The organism is Sphingobacterium sp. IITKGP-BTPF85, assembly GCF_001006065.1.
GTDB classification, from domain to species: Bacteria; Bacteroidota; Bacteroidia; order Sphingobacteriales; family Sphingobacteriaceae; genus Sphingobacterium; species Sphingobacterium anhuiense.
Window position 1 is genome coordinate 17,749 of record NZ_ASZT02000044.1, and the last position, 17,184, is coordinate 34,932.

The 17,184-nt window shown below is 35.8% G+C and carries 17 protein-coding genes and 2 pseudogenes; 3 read left to right on the plus strand and 16 right to left on the minus strand.

Annotation, left to right across the window (positions count from 1 at the left end):
• Window positions 1-295 precede the first annotated feature (295 nt).
• The 9 genes and pseudogenes from L950_RS35295 to L950_RS32835 form a co-directional block, all read right to left on the minus strand.
• Entirely contained in the window at window positions 296-940 is a 645-nt protein-coding gene (locus L950_RS35295) for a fatty acid desaturase family protein (protein WP_021191651.1), read from the minus strand.
• On the minus strand, window positions 913-1,368 hold the full coding sequence (locus L950_RS35300; RefSeq protein ID WP_021191652.1) for a fatty acid desaturase family protein: 456 nt from the start codon (window positions 1,366-1,368) through the stop codon (window positions 913-915). Before L950_RS35300 ends, L950_RS35295 begins: the two co-directional genes overlap by 28 nt.
• Before the next feature lie 264 nt (window positions 1,369-1,632).
• Window positions 1,633-2,082, minus strand: coding sequence for a tetratricopeptide repeat protein (locus L950_RS27800; RefSeq protein WP_021191653.1), 450 nt, complete (start codon window positions 2,080-2,082; stop codon window positions 1,633-1,635).
• The gene (locus L950_RS27805) at window positions 2,079-2,480 is read right to left on the minus strand and encodes a hypothetical protein (protein WP_021191654.1); all 402 of its coding nucleotides are present in this window, start codon (window positions 2,478-2,480) and stop codon (window positions 2,079-2,081) included. The genes L950_RS27800 and L950_RS27805 overlap by 4 nt, the downstream gene beginning before the upstream one ends.
• Window positions 2,426-2,800, minus strand: a complete 375-nt coding sequence (locus L950_RS27810) for a hypothetical protein (RefSeq protein ID WP_021191655.1) — start codon at window positions 2,798-2,800, stop codon at window positions 2,426-2,428. The genes L950_RS27805 and L950_RS27810 overlap by 55 nt, the downstream gene beginning before the upstream one ends.
• Window positions 2,801-2,802: 2 nt before the next feature.
• Window positions 2,803-3,900 (minus strand): tetratricopeptide repeat protein, encoded by a 1,098-nt coding sequence (locus tag L950_RS10775; RefSeq protein WP_021191656.1) that lies wholly within the window; start codon window positions 3,898-3,900, stop codon window positions 2,803-2,805.
• Between the two features lie 7 nt (window positions 3,901-3,907).
• Entirely contained in the window at window positions 3,908-6,490 is a 2,583-nt protein-coding gene (gene gyrA / locus L950_RS10780; RefSeq protein ID WP_021191657.1) for a DNA gyrase subunit A, read from the minus strand.
• A 172-nt stretch (window positions 6,491-6,662) separates the two neighbouring features.
• Window positions 6,663-8,242, minus strand: a pseudogene (locus L950_RS32830) (heavy metal translocating P-type ATPase).
• A gap of 270 nt (window positions 8,243-8,512) precedes the next feature.
• Window positions 8,513-8,761, minus strand: coding sequence for a heavy-metal-associated domain-containing protein (locus tag L950_RS32835; protein ID WP_021191661.1), 249 nt, complete (start codon window positions 8,759-8,761; stop codon window positions 8,513-8,515).
• Between the two features lie 107 nt (window positions 8,762-8,868).
• On the opposite strand from L950_RS32835, the gene L950_RS10790 reads away from it, so the two are divergent.
• Window positions 8,869-9,720 (plus strand): mechanosensitive ion channel family protein, encoded by an 852-nt coding sequence (locus L950_RS10790; protein ID WP_021191662.1) that lies wholly within the window; start codon window positions 8,869-8,871, stop codon window positions 9,718-9,720.
• Here the strand turns inward: L950_RS10790 and coaA are convergent.
• The 7 genes from coaA to lysS form a co-directional block, all read right to left on the minus strand.
• Window positions 9,717-10,475, minus strand: coding sequence for a type I pantothenate kinase (gene coaA / locus L950_RS10795; RefSeq protein WP_231577099.1), 759 nt, complete (start codon window positions 10,473-10,475; stop codon window positions 9,717-9,719). The genes L950_RS10790 and coaA overlap by 4 nt on opposite strands.
• Complete coding sequence (locus L950_RS32840) at window positions 10,423-10,680, minus strand: hypothetical protein (RefSeq protein WP_231577101.1); 258 nt, start codon at window positions 10,678-10,680, stop codon at window positions 10,423-10,425. The genes coaA and L950_RS32840 overlap by 53 nt, the downstream gene beginning before the upstream one ends.
• 62 nt (window positions 10,681-10,742) lie before the next feature.
• Window positions 10,743-11,147: an OsmC family protein gene (locus L950_RS10800; protein ID WP_021191663.1), complete on the minus strand. Its 405-nt coding sequence runs from the start codon at window positions 11,145-11,147 to the stop codon at window positions 10,743-10,745.
• Window positions 11,148-11,210: 63 nt separating this feature from the next.
• Window positions 11,211-11,588, minus strand: a complete 378-nt coding sequence (locus L950_RS10805; RefSeq protein ID WP_021191664.1) for a methylglyoxal synthase — start codon at window positions 11,586-11,588, stop codon at window positions 11,211-11,213.
• Window positions 11,589-11,607: 19 nt separating this feature from the next.
• A complete protein-coding gene (locus tag L950_RS10810; protein WP_231577103.1) occupies window positions 11,608-12,747 on the minus strand; it encodes a nucleoside recognition domain-containing protein in 1,140 nt (379 codons plus the stop codon).
• 122 nt (window positions 12,748-12,869) lie between these two features.
• Window positions 12,870-13,925, minus strand: a complete 1,056-nt coding sequence (locus L950_RS10815) for a patatin-like phospholipase family protein (protein WP_021191666.1) — start codon at window positions 13,923-13,925, stop codon at window positions 12,870-12,872.
• A 186-nt stretch (window positions 13,926-14,111) separates the two neighbouring features.
• Window positions 14,112-15,830 carry a lysine--tRNA ligase gene (lysS, locus tag L950_RS10820; protein WP_021191667.1) on the minus strand — a complete coding sequence of 573 codons (1,719 nt, stop codon included), beginning with the start codon at window positions 15,828-15,830 and terminating at the stop codon, window positions 14,112-14,114.
• Window positions 15,831-16,062: 232 nt separating this feature from the next.
• On the opposite strand from lysS, the gene L950_RS10825 reads away from it, so the two are divergent.
• Together L950_RS10825 and L950_RS10830 are read left to right on the plus strand one after the other, a co-directional pair.
• The gene (locus L950_RS10825) at window positions 16,063-16,668 is read left to right on the plus strand and encodes an RNA polymerase sigma factor (protein WP_021191668.1); all 606 of its coding nucleotides are present in this window, start codon (window positions 16,063-16,065) and stop codon (window positions 16,666-16,668) included.
• A gap of 18 nt (window positions 16,669-16,686) precedes the next feature.
• Window positions 16,687-17,184 (plus strand): annotated as a pseudogene (locus tag L950_RS10830) (hypothetical protein); the annotation flags it as partial.

Below are 17,184 nucleotides of genomic sequence, written 5' to 3' on the forward strand. Positions count from 1 at the left end.
CAATGTGCTTATCCTACAAGCTGAAATTTTGGAAATCTATTCTTTATTTCTTTGGTGTAATTAGTAATGATTGATAAACCTTTAAGCATGTGTAAGATTATAGGGATAATGCGATGGAATTGTTGTATTGGTATTGAGAAGTTTGTGGGGTAGTGGCGTAATGCTATTGCCATAATGGGATTTCGGTGGTATAAAATAAGGATGTATTAATGTAATTTCCTTGATGTTATTATAGGAAGCAAAAAAAAGGCTAAACATCAACTGCTTAGCCTTTCTATATTTTTTAACGTTATATCTATCTTGACATAGACTGAATCACACTCACATGTGATTTGAATGCTGAATTGAATGTTTTGTATTCAAGATATTTAACATTGAACTCCAAACAGGTTTCTCTGACCAATTTATTAATCGCGGGATAGTGGATGTGACTTATCTTAGGGAATAAATGATGTTCAACCTGATAATTTAAACCGCCTAGAATCCAAGTTAGAAATTTGTTTTTTGTAGCAAAATTAGCTGTAGAGCTCAATTGGTGAATCATCCACTCATTTTCCATTTTTGTTGGGTCTGCAGTCTCTTCTATGGCAACAAATTCTGTTTCAGTTACGACGTGCGCAAGCTGGAATACGGTTGCCAAACAGATACCACAAGCGATACCTGAAATTAGTAATCCAACTAATGTTGGTAACCATCCTACCACTAAAACTGGGATAACAATGAAAATACTGATGTGAATAATTTTACTTACCCAAAAGATCACTTTTTCACGTAAAGGGAAATCGAATGATTTCTTTTTGCTTCCCATAGCTTCAAGAAAATATTTCTCATAATCTTGATAGAAAATCCAAGCTAAGTAGGAGATGCTATATAGAACCATAAAATAATATTTCTGGTAGGAGTGATGCTTTTTTAATTCTTGGTCTTTATGCACACGCATAATTTGATATCAATATCATGATCTTCACCTTCAATGTTGGTATAAGTATGATGTGCAATGTTGTGCTTCAATTTCCAAAAATAGATATTCCCACCCATCAGATTAAGACTGTAGGATAGGGCGCTGTTTAGTCTCTTACTATTAGAGAATGTATCATGTCCGGCATCGTGCATCACATTGAATCCGATTGCAGCAAAATTTATTCCAAGTAAAATTAATACAACAACACTGATTAACCAGTGGGGTTGAATTACAATTAATGTGATGTAGAAAGATATAGCGGTTACAAACAGGATGATTGCTTTTGTTAGTACTCTTTTTTCTCCTGTTTTTTGGATTTTATTAGTTTTGAAATAATCGTTAATTCTTTCCTTTAAAGATTTAGAAAATAATGTATTAACATTATTAAATTTTATTGTTGTTTTCATTGAGATCGTTTAACTCTGTTAAAAAATAATAGTAAAAATTAGGTTTACATACAGAGCTTAAATTATAATTTTTATAAAGATAACAAATATTTTTTTTAATGATGTTAATTTAAGTTAAAGCTTTTAAAAACTAATTATAGCCCAACCCCAGCTTTTTAGAAGGTCTGAGGCGATTCAAAACATGTTTTCTTTGTGGATCTCTATGAAAAACAAGAAGGGGATTGCAATACATGCAACCCCCTTCTTATTAAAGATTAAGTAAACTTAGTTTAAAGCGTTAATTTGAGCTGTAATTTCAGTTGTTTTAGCTTCATCTTGCATGAAAACATAGTAGTTTTTCAAGTTAGTCAAAGCATCGACATTTTTAGGTTGTAATTGTACCGCTTTTGTTAGATAAACTAAAGCAGGTTTAATTTCTTCCTTAATTTTAGCCACTCCTTCGTTGTATTTTGCTTGGCTCAATGATCTATCGTTGTTTAAAACATTTAATTTTTCACGTACACCATTCATCATTGTGATTGCAATATTTGTATTTGCTTCAAAATAATCAGGATCTACTGCTAAAGCCTTTTTATATGCTTCAATTGCAGCAGCATCATTTTTATTTGCTGAATGAGCGATTCCTAAATAATAATTTAAGCTTTTGTTATTTGGATCTTTTGCCAATTGCGCAGTGATGCCCGCTAAAATTTCTTTTTCGCGACCAGCAATCAAATTGAATTCAATATTTGAACCGCAGCTGCATTGTCATCAGGATACATTTCTACTGCTTTTGCTGCATAATCCAATGCAGAAGCGGTATCTTTAGCAGATAAATATAACTTTGGTAAGTCTACAACAATTTGTTTATGTGAAGAAAATTCTTTTGAAGGAATAAGCTCTTTATATTTCGCAATTGCTTTGGCATAATCGTTACTTTGAAGAGCTGAAATACCACCATAATAGATTAATGTTGTATCACCTGGCAAATATGTCAATGCTTTTTCAAAAGAGTCATATGCTTCCTTGTATTTTTGACCTTGATATTCTTCAGCACCAAGATTGAAGTTGAATTGACCTAATACTTGTTCAGAGACACGAATATTATCTTTATTTGCGCCATCTTTATCCAATTCTTTAGCTTTAACAATTGCATCTTCAGCTTTTTAGCCTCATCAGCAGACTTATCTAAATTAGCTAAGTTTGCATAAACCAATGAATAGATTGTCCATGCCTCTGCATTATCTTTTGTTTTCTCATGAACAACAGCTAAATCAATAGCTTCTTGTGCAGTTTTCAAATTTGGCAGTGCCAATTGTGGCGTACCTGCACCTTTTAGCTCTTCGAATTTTGCTATACTTGTTTTTGCCTTATTAACATTATTTTTTTGTGCATAAACAGATGTACTTGCTGATGCAACAGCTGCCAATAATAATAATGATTTAATGTTCATCTCTAATTAACTGTTAATTGATTTAATAATATATTCACACGATCTAACTGCACATAATCTTCTATTGCATTGTAATAAGTAGACAGTGCTTTAAGTGCATTCACATCATATGGTTTAATTTCATTTGCTTTCAAAAGATAAGATTGCGCATATTGTTTGTCTTCGTCAGATTTAGATTTAAGAAAATCCTTTAAATAAATAAGGCCTAAAGCTAAATTTGATGGGTAGTTATTAGCATCTAAACGCAGAACTTTATTATAATATTGTTTTGCATTTCGAATATCTTTCGCGTCTTCGTATGCATAACCCGCCAAGTAATTTAATTCAACATTTTCAGGCTCTAATTTGATCGCTTCATCAATTATCGTTAAGATGGCGTCATAAGATTCATTTTTAGCATAGATATCGATCAGCTTGAAGAGGATATCTTTGTTCTGAGGAAACTCTAATCGGCCTGCAGATAGTGTATTAAGTTCATCTTGTTTTGTTCCGATTTTCTCATATACAGCTGCGAGCTCTAGATAATATTGCGGTTTTTTTGAATCCTGTTTGATTAACTCTTTGTAATATTTAATCGCGTCAGGATATCGTTTACTGCTTACAGCTAAAGTTGCTAAATTAAATTTTAAATCGGCATTTTTGAAACCAAGGGAGTCTACTTTCAGAAATCCTTTGTACGCTTCTTCAAACTTGTTATTTTTTAACTCAACATTTGATTTATAGATTAATGCAGTTGCTAAATTTTGCTTGATATAATCAACTTCTACAGGGAAATTGCGATATGCTTTTTTCTTATCAATGAGTTTTAAGGTATTTAAACTTTCATCAATAGGGTCTATGGTATACTTTTGTTTCCGGGTGGAATCTACAACTGCTAAAGAACTGTAAACAAGTCCTCTCAAAACATTATTACGAACTGAAGAAGAATCTTTACGGGTTTTGAAAGCTGCATCACTAAATTTGCGTGCGTTCTCCAAATTTTTAATATCTCCAGTTTGTGTATAAAGCGCAAAACTGTTGTTGCCCTCCTTGATATTGGATTGGGCAACAACAGTTAAACTTGTAGCTGACAGTATTAATGATGTCAATAATGCTCTCATTCTATTTTTATTCTTCGTTAGATTCAGATTTATCGTCCTGATCGGTTTCAGTGCTTTCTGTCGTATCTTCTACTTCTTCACCTGAAAGAATTTCTTCTTCCGTGTCTTCCACTTCTTCCTCTCTATCTACTTTAGTAATTGATGCAATTTCATCTTCACCTTTCAGATTAATTAAACGGACACCTTGCGTTGCACGTCCCATCACTCTTAATCCTTCTACTGAAATTCGAATGACAATACCTGATTTATTGATGATCATTAAATCTTCAGTATCGTTAACACCTTTTACAGCAACTAATTTACCTGTTTTCTCAGTTACGCTAATTGTTTTTACACCTTTACCACCACGGTTTGTAACTCGGTAATCTTCGATATCTGTTCGTTTACCGTATCCTTTTTCAGATACAACAAGCACCGTAGACTCTGGATCATCTACACTAATCATACCAATAACCTCATCGCTTTCACTACCTAAAGTAATACCACGAACACCAGTTGCTGTTCTACCCATTGGTCTAACAGTAGACTCGTTGAAACGAATAGCACGTCCAGAACGTAATGCCATTACAATTTCACTTGTTCCGCTTGTTAAGCATGCTTCTAATAGCTGATCTCCCTCATTAATGTTGATGGCATTGATACCATTTGCACGAGGACGTGAATAAGCTTCTAATGACGTTTTCTTAATTGTACCTTTTTTAGTACACATAATGATGAAGTTATTTTCCAGGTATTCCTGGTCTTTTAAGTTCTTCACTAAAATGTATGCTTTAATTTTTTCGTCTTTCGGAATATTGATGATATTCTGCAACGCTCGACCTTTAGAAGTTCTACTTCCTTCAGGAACTTCAAATGCTCGTAACCAGAAACAACGACCAGATTCTGTAAATAGCAACATATAATTATGTGCCGAAGCAGTAATAATATGTTCTGTAAAGTCTTCTTCGCGTGTGGTCGAGCCAATAGATCCACGTCCACCGCGTCCTTGACGTTTATACTCAGTTAGAGGAGTACGTTTTACATAGCTATTATGAGAAATTGTGATCACGATTTCTTCATCATCGATGAAATCTTCCATACGCATGTCTTCTGCTGAATGGACGATTATAGATCTTCTCTCGTCACCATATTTCTCTTTGATTTCGATCAGTTCTTCTTTAATGATCTGCATGCGAAGACCTTCATCTGCTAATACAGATTTTAAGTAATCGATCGTTTTCATTAGCTCAGCATATTCTTCTTTAATCTTATCGTGCTCTAGTCCGGTTAGACGACGAAGCGTCATATCCAAAATTGCGCGTGCTTGAAGATCTGATAGACCGAATCTTTCCATTAATCCTACGCGGGCATCTTCAGGAGTTGAAGAGGCACGGATCAACTTGATCACTTCATCTAAATGATCAAGCGCGATTAAATATCCTTCTAAAATATGTGCTCTTTTTTCAGCCTCAGCCAATTCGAAACGTGTACGACGCGTGACAACATCATGACGGTGATCCACGAATACCTGAATCATATCTTTCAGGTTCATCAATACTGGTCTACCTTTTACAAGAGCAATATTGTTTACTGAAAATGAGGTTTGTAATGCTGTGTACTTGAATAGGTTGTTTAGAACGACATTTGCGTTAGCATCGCGTTTAATATCGTATACAATACGTAAACCCGTACGATCTGACTCATCGCGAATTGCTGAAATTCCTTCTAATTTTTTTTCATTAACCAATTCAGCGGTACGTTCAATCATATTCGCTTTATTGATCTGATAAGGAATTTCTGTAACTATGATAGACTCTTTACCTGATTTTGATACTTCAATTTCTGTTTTAGCACGCATCACGACACGACCACGGCCAGTGTTCTCTGCATCCTGAACACCCGAGTAACCATATATCAAACCTCCTGTAGGAAAATCAGGGCCTTTGATATATTGCATCAATTCGGGTACATCGATATCACGATTGTCAATATATGCAACTGTACCGTTGATAACTTCTGTTAAGTTGTGTGGCGCCATATTGGTTGCCATACCGACTGCAATACCTGAAGCACCATTTACCAATAGATTGGGAATACGTGTTGGTAATACTGTTGGTTCTTCCAAAGAGTCATCAAAGTTCAATTGATAGTCTACTGTATCTTTATTGATGTCCGATAAAATTTCTTCCGCAATTTTTTTCAATCTTGCTTCCGTATAACGCATTGCCGCAGGAGGATCTCCATCGACAGAACCGTAGTTACCTTGACCATCCACTAAAGGGTAGCGCATGTTCCAGTCTTGTGCTAGACGTACCATTGCATCGTATACGGAAGTATCACCATGTGGATGGTACTTTCCTAATACGTCACCAACAATACGGGCAGATTTTTTGTAAGGCTTACTGCTTGTAACACCTAAATCCAACATACCGTAAAGAACACGACGGTGTACAGGCTTCATACCATCTCTAGCATCTGGTAATGCACGAGAAACAATAACTGTCATTGAATAATCAATGTAGGCAGTTTTCATTTGATCCTCGATACTTACCGAAAGAATTCGATCGTTTGCAGGTACTAAATTATTATCATTTTCTGTTTCTTCAGCCATATTAATTTGGTTTCGATAAAACTATTAAACAATCCCGTTTACACGGATTGCTACGCATGCGAAGTTACAAAAAAATAACCTCAAAAGCGAATGTTTTGAGGTTCAAGATAGTGAAAAAAAAAGTCTATTTTTTTATTGATTTAAAAAAGATTTAAATGCAGTCAATTGCTTGTTACCGCAGTTTTTTAAAACGAAGACGAAGTGAATTGCCGATGACAATAACATCGGAGAAAGCCATTGAGAAGGCGGCGAGCATGGGTCCTAAAAATCCCATTGCTGCGAGCGGTATTGCGATGATATTATAGGCAAATGCCCAGAAAAGATTTTCTTTGATTGTTTGCAGTGTGTGCCTTCCGATAAGTAATAGATTTTCAATCGATTTTAGATCGGAATTCAAAAGAATTATTTTAGCAGATTGTATCGCAATGTGACTTGCGTCACCTAGAGAGATACCGACGTGGGCTGTTGTCAGGGCAGGAGCATCATTTATACCGTCGCCGACCATTGCTGTAATACCTGCTTTTTTAAGTTTGTTGATAATATTTAATTTCTCTTCAGGATTACGATCGGAATAAACTTCTGCTATTCCAAGTTTTTGAGCCACTAGGTCACATTTACTTTTTCGGTCACCACTTAATATTACTGGGGTTATATTTTTGCCTTTAATGGTTGAATGAGTTCTTTTGCATAAGGTTTTATCTGATCTTCAATCACTAAGCCTGCAACTACGACATCATTAATGGATAGAATTAAGTCGTAGCGGTTTGAATAATCTACTTTTCCTAAACGTGCATTGATTAATTTATACACATTACTATTTGTATCTGTAGCGTAAAGTCCTTCGCTTTTAATCTCTTTGACATCTTGAAAGACAATGCGGTAGGCTTTTACTTCTTTCATGTGCTGTCTGATGGACTTTGCTATAGGATGATTTGAATAGCCTTCTAATTGTGCAATGATAGATTCTACTTGTTTTTGTTCTATTCCAAACGTTTGGATGGCTTTGATATTGAAATCTCCGGTAGTTAAAGTGCCAGTTTTATCGAATACCATATATTTAAGATCCGACATCTCTTCAATTGTATCACCTCCCTTAATTAAAATTCCCATTTTAGCGGCTCTTCCTAAACCTACCATGACAGCAGTTGGGGTCGCTAGACCCATCGCGCACGGGCAGGAGACGACAAGTACTGCAATGGCATTCATTAATGATTGCTGTAGTGATATTTCGGCTATAAAGTAAGTGATAAAAAAGGTGAAAATGGCGATGACGACCACAAAGGGTACGAAGTATGATGCAACTTTATCACCGAGTTTTTGAATAGGTGGTTTTTTTGATTGTGCTTCCTTGATCAGTGCGATAATTTGGGAAAGGACGGTTTTACGTCCAACTTTGGTGGCCGTGATTTTTATATTGCCTTCTGTTAGTGTTGTTCCGCCGATGACGGTTGCATATCTATCTTTGAAAACGGGTAGGCTTTCTCCTGTAATCATGGATTCATTGACAAAGCCATCTCCATCAATAATATCTCCATCAACTGGAATAAGATCTCCTGATTTGATCAGTAAAACATCGCCTTGCTTAACATCTCTTGTATGGATGATCTCTTCTAGATCTGCTGTGATTTTTGTTGTGGTTACATTTTGAATCTTAATAAGGTCTCCGATTGCAGATGTTGTTTTTTTTACGGATTTTTTTTCAAATAGATTTCCCAATAGAACGAGCGGTGATGATTGTTGCGCAAGTTTCATAGAACATATAATCTGGGCCTAGGTGATTGAGGGTGCCGATGAGGCTGTACGTGAATGCAGCTGTTGCACCTATAAATATGAGCACGTCCATATTTGGCATGCCATTTTTAAGGGAGTAAAACGCACTTTTACCAAAATGAAAAAAACCGAGCAGAAATACGGGAGCACAGAGTCCGAGCTGGATGTATGGGTCATGCAACAAAGGGTGTTGTACAAACATATGTGCAAAGAGAGGAAGCGTAAAAAATAGACTGAACCAAAATTTGGTTTCTATTTTTTATAAAATGATTCCTTTGGACTTTCATCAGTCAGGACCTGAAAACCTAAATTTTCAATCCCTTTTGTTATTTCGGGAAGTTCTTTTGCCGTTATTCCTGAGAATTTAACTTCATCAGATGCAAAGTCGACAAATATATCTTTTGCCTCTTTTTTTTCTAAATATTGATGAATAGCAATTGCACAGTTTGTACAATGCATTCCTGTAACTGTAAGCTCTACTGTTGTTGTTTCTTCGTTCATATTTTTCGACCATTGGTCTTTTGCAAATATACTTATTTTTAGGAGTATCATTTTTTTGTATTGAATGAAAAATGATTAGTTTAGTTCCTAAAGAAAATTAGATTTCAATGGTTAAAAATAAATTATCCCTATCTTTTGTATTTCGTTGTGCTTTGTGGATAGCTTTAAGCTATTCTTTTGTCGGTTTAGCCTCTTTTTACGAGAAAAACAAGATTATTCTTCACTTTGCTTATGCTTTAAATACTTTTTTGACCGCCAATCTGTTGATCTCAATCGGCCGGTTCTTGATTGTTTCGCTGTATAACCGTAAACATGCAAACCATGATGTGAGAGGAAATTTTGTACTGGGTATTTCCCGGGTTGCTACAGTATTGAATGCTGGTATGATTGTGATTACGTTGATGGTTGCGCTGGGAATTGATCCTAAGGAGTTTATAACCAGCATGACCATCGTTGCGATGGCTATTGCGGTTATATTTAGGGAGTATATTACCAATATGATCAGTGGATTGCTGGTTATGTTTTCTGATCAATTTTCCATTGGAGACCATATTAAAATTAGTAATTATCAGGGTAAAATTGTTGATATTACTTTGGCAAATATTGTCGTTCGTGATGAAGATGATGATGTTGTGCTAATACCAAATAATTTGATATTCACGTCAACGATGGTCAATAAATCTTCTCAAAAGTCGAATAAACTGATCGTTAAATTTGAACTTCCTTTAGAAAAACCGTTGCATGTCCAATCTGTTGAAAATCATTTAAGACCTATCTTGAAAATAAATAAGAATATTATCTGGGACGATTTATTTAAAATAAAAGTTGCCGAAATCGGTAAGGACTTTGTGAAATATAAGATTGAGCTCAATACCATATCGAGTAGCAATAAATTACATTATCAAATTCAGAATGAAATTTTAAAGGAGATTTTATTATTTCGTACGCGGGAAGATTAAATCTTACGGACCTTTACATTTTTAACAAAGTGATGACTGCCTTTTTCTAAAATTAGATCAGCGCGGTACCGTGTTGGTAAAATATTCTGGACCAGATTTGGTTTGTTGATCTCATTCCAGATCTGATGAGCCATCTGGATACTTTCTTCGGTATTCATGTCGGCATATTTGTGAAAGAATGAGGCCGGATTTTGAAATGCTGTACGTCTTAAAGATTCAAACCTGTTGGTATACCACTCTAATAAGTTTTTTTCGCTGGCATGAACATATATGGTATAATCAAAAAAATCTGACACGAATACACTATGTCCTTTTCGTGGTCTTTGCGAGTTGACCTGCAGTACATTAATGCCTTCGACGATTAAGATATCAGGATGATGGATCAGCTGTTGCTGGTCATCAGGTAAGACATCATATTCTAAATGGCTGTACAGGGGTACCGAAAGTGATCCCATGCCTGATTTTATAGCGGAAAGGAACTGTATTAATTTTTTAGCATCGTAACTTTCCGGAAAACCTTTACGATTCATTATGCCTCTTTCATTCAGGATATGATTCGGGTACAGAAATCCATCAGTCGTTACTAAATCTACTTTTGGTTTACTGGGCAATAAAGTCAGGACGCGTTGCAATACACGTGCTGTTGTACTTTTACCTACAGCTACAGAGCCAGCAATGCCAATAATAAAGGGAAGCGTACTTTCATTTTTTTCGAAAATGATTTGTGCTTCTGTGTAAATCTTGAAACCGTTCAATATGAATACCTAAGAGATGACTTAAAGGGAAATAGACATCTTCGATTTCTTCTGCATTCAATGGTTCATTAAGTGCATGCAATTGATCCAAGTCGTGTTGCGAAAATGTGTGCTTAAAGTGACCGTTCAGTTTTTTCCAATTTTCTCTTTTTATTGAAGTAAAAGGAGAGTCAATAGGAGTGTGCTGTTCATTTTGCATGTTCATGATTCTTTGTGGCGACAAATATAGCATCTCGTGGATATAATCAAAAATTCTAATTGATTTTTTTAGATCAGGTTGGAAGAAATAATAATCGGATTAGAAAGAATTTTGTGAATAGGACATTTTTCTGAAATTTGGAGAAGTCTGTCTTTTTGATCTTTATCTAGATTTCCTTTAAGAGAAACATGACATTTGATATAGGTGGTCTGTTGCAGTTCACTTTTTAAAATTTCGTATGAAAGTTTAATATTTACCTCCTGTAAATCCCATTTTTTGCGGTTAGCATACATCTTTACTGTCATTGCTTTACATGAACCCAATGAAGATAGTAAAAGGGCAGGCGGATTGAATCCTTCATCTTGACCTCCTAATTCTTCAGGTTCATCTGCAATTAGCGTATTATTTCCATGCTTAATTGTTGTTGTGTATGGCGTATTACCTATTGTTACTAAGATTTCATTATCATTCATATCTCTAAATATAAAAAATAATAAGGGGATTAGGAATTTATGAAGTGAATATTAAATTCCTGGTTATAGTTCATCTTCCAGTAGACCTTCGATAATGAGGCTTCCAGTTGCGGGATTGGTTGCTAATGGTACGTTGTACAAATCACAAACCCGCATCAGCATCTGAATATCGGGTTCATGCGCATGTTTACCTAATGCATCTCTGAAAAATATGATTCCATCTACTTTACCTTCTGCAGCTAATGCTGCAATCTGTGCATCTCCGCCCATAGGTCCGCTTAACTTTAATTCGACTTCGAGTCCTGTTTGTTTTACATAAGAACCGGTAGTGCCTGTCGCGACTAGATGAGCTTTTTTTAAGAACTCAATATGGTCTTTTACAAAGGCAACCATTTCTGGTTTTTTACCATCGTGTGCAATTAAAGCAATTGTTTTTTTCATGTTATTGAAAGATTAAAGTTTAACCAAAAAAGATGTACGCTAAAATAATAGCTGCAATTAGTCCCACAAGATCGGCAATTAAGCCACATATAAGCGCATGTCTAGTGTTTTTAATGCCTACAGAGCCAAAATATACTGCTAGAACGTAAAAAGTTGTTTCGGAGGAACCTTGGATAACACTGGCAAGTCGTCCTTGAAACGAATCTGCTCCATATGCCTGCATGACATCGACCATAAGTCCTCTAGCGCCACCACCACTTAATGTTTTCATTAATCCTACTGGAAGAGCTGGTACGAAACGTGTGTCCAAGCCAAAATAAGCGAAACAAGAACCGATTGCATTCACAATATAGTCCATACATCCTGTTGTTCGGAAAGCAGATATAGCCACCAGTATGGCGATTAAAAAGGGGATGATCATGATGGATGTTTTAAATCCGTCTTTTGCACCATCTATAAAGGCATCGTAAACATTTAGTTTTTTAAATGCGCCGTAAACGATAAATAGGATGATGATGGAAAAAATTAAAACACCACCGATTAGTCCGGTTACAATTTCAATTTTTTCTGGAGGCAGGCCATTTAAACCGAAATATAGTCCAGCCATCATGAGAATGAAACTGCCTAGGAATATCAGGATGGGTAGTTTAAAGAGGTTTATTTTTTGAAAGAATGCAACAGCGATCATCCCTGATATAAACGAAATAAAGGTTCCTATCAAAGCTGGAATAAAAATATCTGCGGGGTTTGCTGCTCCATTGGCCATTCTTAGAGCAATTACCGATGTTGGAATAAGTGCTATTCCAGCGGTATTGAGCACTAAGAACATAATTTGTGCGTTTGTCGCGGTTTCCTTTTCTGGATTAAGTTCTTGCAGTTCCTGCATTGCTTTTAGTCCAACCGGTGTTGCCGCATTATCTAAACCTAGCATATTGGCTGAAAAATTCATAATAATAGAGCCGTTTGCAGGATGGTTTTTTGGGATTCCAGGGAAGAGCTTGCTGAAAAAAGGATTTACAGCTTTTGCAAATAAGGTAATCATTCCTGCTTTTTCACCCACTTTCATGATGCCTAACCAGAATGTCATCATGCCGACGAGACCTAAGGAGATTTCGGCACCGTTTTTAGCACTGTCAAACATGCCATTGATAATTTTCATGAATTTCGGTGTCCCCAAAGAAAATAAGCTTGATCAAAGCAACGATGAATGCAATTACAAAAAATGAGATCCAAACGATATTCAGTGCCATATAGATTTAAAATATGCGTAAATGTAAACTTTTACAGCCTATCCATCAACTTAGACCACGGATTTTTCTTGTTTTTTGCCTCTTTTTCTTTTATTAGATGATCCACTATCCTGGTGAGTTGAACTTCATTTTCGCTCATCAGTCTATCTGCTAGTGAGATAAGTTTTTGGATGTTGTTTTTGGATGCCGCATCCATGGAGGACTCAACACTTGACATATTTGTTGGCTCTAGTCGGATGTAGTTTTTGGATTTTCTATTGAATTGAAACAGCTGTTCAATAAAAAATTCGGTACTCTCTGCAGAGGCACTTGTCATAATATCGACTAAAGCTGGACCAATGGTAATGGCCAGTTTTTTCTTAAAATGCTCATAGTTATAAGCTTTTTTTGCAACCCCGGTACCTAATGAGACCATAAACAGATCGTTTATCTCTGTATCTTCAAAAGCTTTCATCACTTCAATCAAAGCGCAAATGGATGGGTTTTGAGCCACCATGCCACCGTCTACCAATGGAAATCTTGTACCTGCAATGGAATAAATCTCCGCAACAGAAAAATAGGTAGGTGCGGCGGAGGTCGCTCTGCAGACATCTCTTAGATAGAAGTCTCGTGCTATTCCATGTGTAATAGCTTTTTGCTGTCTAAAAAAATGATTTTTCCGGAGTTCAATATTATAGGCTGTTATAATACAGGGTTTTATTAGTTGGCTTAGTTTGGTGTCGCCAAAATATTCATGTAATACATTCTCTAATGCGGTAGCTGAATATAATTCACTCACCAATCCGAATTCACTTAGAAAGCGTCTCCATCTCGTTGTTTTGAAAATATCAGTGCCGTGGGAGACGTACAGATCTAATGCCTCTTTAGCAGAAAACTTAGGTTTTGAAGGATTTTCCTCACTTGGGTATAATAAAATGCAGGCTAAAATACCTCCAGTACTAGTTCCTGCAATAAAATCGAAATATTCTGCAATTCGTGCATCCGGGTCATTGCTCTTCTTCTGAAGAATTTCTTCTAAAACGACCAATACTAGAGCAGGTATTATACCTCTTATTCCACCACCATCTATGGAAAGTATATTTTTCATTTTTTAATGTTTATAACTTAAAAGTAGTATTAAATAAATTAAAAAATTGATGGCTCTTTGTTTTTGTGGTTAGTATAATGCGCGTTGGTAGGCACAGCGAGCTGTGTAAACAATTCTTTACACGTTTTTTACAAAAACAGAAGCCGGCTACCTTTTGGATAGCCGGCTTCTGTACGAACTAATTATTTATGCAAACCATGCCAAGACTTCGTCTTTTGTTGGCATGGTGATTTCTAATTTCATTTTTTTACGCATACCCCCAAGGTCATTGAATACTTTATTAGGATTAGCTTCTTTTAATTCCGGTATAGTATTGAAACCCATTTTTTGTAAAACAGGAACCCATTCTGCTGGAATACCCAATGCAACATAATCTTCTGTAGAAGCTACTGTTACTATTTTTTCTGGTCGCATTTGTGGGAAAAATAATACTTCCTGAATAGATGCATTGTTGGTCAGGAACATAATTAAACGATCCATACCAATGCCTAATCCTGATGTTGGAGGCATTCCATATTCTAATGCACGTAAGAAATCTTGATCGATAAACATGGCTTCATCATCGCCACGTGCCGATAAGGCCATTTGTGCTTCAAAACGCTCACGTTGGTCGATCGGATCATTTAACTCCGAATATGCATTTGCAATTTCTTTACCACATACCATTAACTCAAAGCGTTCTGTGATTTCAGGATTGTCGCGATGTTTTTTTGTTAATGGCGACATTTCTTTAGGGTAATCTGTGATAAATGTAGGCTGAATGTATTTACCTTCACATTTTTCGCCAAAAATCTCATCAATTAACTTGCCTTTACCCATGGTATTATTGACCGGAATTCCCATTCCTTTGGCTGCTTCGAAAATTTCTTGTTCAGATTTTCCTGTAATATCAAAACCTGTGAACTCTTTAATCGAATCGGCCATTGTGATTCTTTTATAAGGTGCACGGAAGTCGATTTCATGTTCTCCAAATGTCGCTTTGGTGGTGCCGTTTACAGCAATTGCACAATGTTCTAGCAATTGTTCTGTGAATTTCATCATCCAGTTGTAGTCTTTATAAGCTACATAGATCTCCATTGCTGTGAATTCTGGATTGTGAGTACGGTCCATACCTTCATTTCTGAAGTTTTTTGAAAACTCGTAAACACCATCAAAACCGCCCACAATTAGGCGTTTTAGATATAACTCATTTGCAATCCGCAAATATAAAGGCATATCTAAAGCATTGTGATGTGTGATAAATGGACGGGCCGCAGCACCGCCAGGGATGGATTGCAATACTGGAGTCTCAACCTCCATATAACCTGCGTCATTAAAGAAATTACGCATTGCACTAAACAATTTTGTTCTTTTTACAAAGATCTCTTTGTTCTGCGGGTTAACTACTAGATCGACATAACGCATTCTATAACGCAATTCGGGATCTGTGAATGCATCATATGTTTTTCCTTCTGCAGTTTTAACGATTGGAAGAGGGCGTAATGATTTAGATAATACAGTCAGTTTTTCAACATGTACACAGATGGCATCTGTCTGGGTTGTGAAAACATAGCCTTTAATACCAACGATATCACCAATATCTAATAATTTCTTAAAAACGATATTATACATCGTTTTATCCTCATCAGGACAAATGTCATCACGTTTGATGTAAGCTTGAATACGGCCTGAACTATCTTGAATTTCGAAGAACGACGCATTTCCCATAACACGACGGCTCATGATACGTCCTGCAATGCTTATATTCTTATAGTTAAGCTTATCTCTATCGTAATTTTCTAATATATCAGTAGCATTTGCATTGATCTCAAACTCTTCAGCTGGATATGGGTCTATACCCAAATCTATTAGAGATTGCAATGCCTGTCTTCTTAATTGTTCCTGTTCGGATAATACAGTACTCATTGGTAAGGATTAAATAATATAAAAATCGAACAAAAATAGCTTTTTTTTGCATTTATGAGAGGTGAAAACAATATAATATTTATAAAATACGGTGTAGCGTTTTGTAATACGGTATCGTTATGAAGATGTACTTAAAAAACAGCATGGCAGAAATTAAAAGAAAGACTTTCATAATCTTAATTCAGAAAGTATTATTTTAGATGAAGATTAAGGATTAATATAGTCTTATTGAGTGAATATTATTCAAACATACTTAAAAAAGCAAAAACAAGTAACACTTAAAAGTGCACTGGAGGATTGTTTACGAAATCGTGAGCAGGGGAAGGCTTTTGTCTATAAAAAGTACTATGGATATTTGATGGCTATTATTATTCGCTATGTTAAATCTGATGTGGATGCTGAAGAATTAACGAATGAGTCTTTTATTCGGATTTTTAGACGATTGGATTCTTTTAACCATTTGGTTGAGGATGATGTTTTGGAGAAATCATTTCGGTCATGGATAGGGAGAATTGCAGCTAATATTTCAATTGATTTTCTGCGCTCAAAAAAGGAGATGACTTCTTTAGAAGATGTAGCTGAGGGCAGTCTTGATGTGCCAAGGGTATATAACTCCAGTAATCTAGAGGTTGATGATATTATGAAGTTGCTCGATTCTTTACCAGAATTGCAGCGTGTCATCTTTAATCTTTATGAGATCGAGGGTTTTTCGCATGATGAAATTGCAAAGCAATTGCATATCCCGGATAGTACTTCCCGTACTTATCTTACTCGAGCAAAGCAAAAGTTAAGGATGCTTTATTTGGAACAACATAAGATAAGACAGGAATTTAAATAACAAGAAGTAGCGTGTAAAATGGCAAAAGAAAAAAATAAGGAATTAATAGACCATATCGTCGACAAAATGAAAGCTCATGAGCTTCCTTATTCGGAAGGTGCATGGGAAAAATTTGCGTCACATGATGTATCTCTTGTTTCTAAGAAGCAAACGAACTGGAAGTATTGGAGTGCAGCTGCTGCTGTGCTGCTCTTTGCTAGTGCTTCATTTTTGTATTTAAATCAGTCCGCTGTCAATCATGGGGCAATTGTTGCAAACTTACCGGTAGAGACAAAATTGGATACAGATAAATTAACTGTTGAAACAAATACTGTTGAAGCAAATAAGGATGATACCCCTATTTTGAAATTAGATCATTCACCGAAACAGCTTATTGATGCTTCTTCTGATCAACGTAGCATAGTCAAAGACAAAATTGAACATGCTATTGCTTCTATCGATCATCTTTTGGAAGCGACTACGCAAATTTTCACAGATAATGATGTAAAACAAGAACCAGTTGATATGACTTCTAAA

Bases quoted from the DNA above. Each gene is read 5' to 3' on its own strand.
- gyrA (WP_021191657.1), bottom strand. From the start codon at position 6,490: ATGGCTGAAGAAACAGAAAATGATAATAATTTAGTACCTGCAAACGAT.
- L950_RS32840 (WP_231577101.1), bottom strand. From the start codon at position 10,680: ATGAACATGCAAAATGAACAGCACACTCCTATTGACTCTCCTTTTACT.
- L950_RS10810 (WP_231577103.1), bottom strand. From the start codon at position 12,747: ATGAAAATTATCAATGGCATGTTTGACAGTGCTAAAAACGGTGCCGAA.
- L950_RS35300 (WP_021191652.1), bottom strand. From the start codon at position 1,368: ATGAAAACAACAATAAAATTTAATAATGTTAATACATTATTTTCTAAA.
- L950_RS32835 (WP_021191661.1), bottom strand. From the start codon at position 8,761: ATGAACGAAGAAACAACAACAGTAGAGCTTACAGTTACAGGAATGCAT.
- L950_RS10775 (WP_021191656.1), bottom strand. From the start codon at position 3,900: ATGAGAGCATTATTGACATCATTAATACTGTCAGCTACAAGTTTAACT.
- L950_RS10815 (WP_021191666.1), bottom strand. From the start codon at position 13,925: ATGAAAAATATACTTTCCATAGATGGTGGTGGAATAAGAGGTATAATA.
- L950_RS10805 (WP_021191664.1), bottom strand. From the start codon at position 11,588: ATGAAAAAAACAATTGCTTTAATTGCACACGATGGTAAAAAACCAGAA.
- L950_RS10800 (WP_021191663.1), bottom strand. From the start codon at position 11,147: ATGAATGATAATGAAATCTTAGTAACAATAGGTAATACGCCATACACA.
- L950_RS10790 (WP_021191662.1), top strand. From the start codon at position 8,869: ATGGTTAAAAATAAATTATCCCTATCTTTTGTATTTCGTTGTGCTTTG.
- L950_RS27810 (WP_021191655.1), bottom strand. From the start codon at position 2,800: ATGAACATTAAATCATTATTATTATTGGCAGCTGTTGCATCAGCAAGT.
- L950_RS35295 (WP_021191651.1), bottom strand. From the start codon at position 940: ATGCGTGTGCATAAAGACCAAGAATTAAAAAAGCATCACTCCTACCAG.
- lysS (WP_021191667.1), bottom strand. From the start codon at position 15,830: ATGAGTACTGTATTATCCGAACAGGAACAATTAAGAAGACAGGCATTG.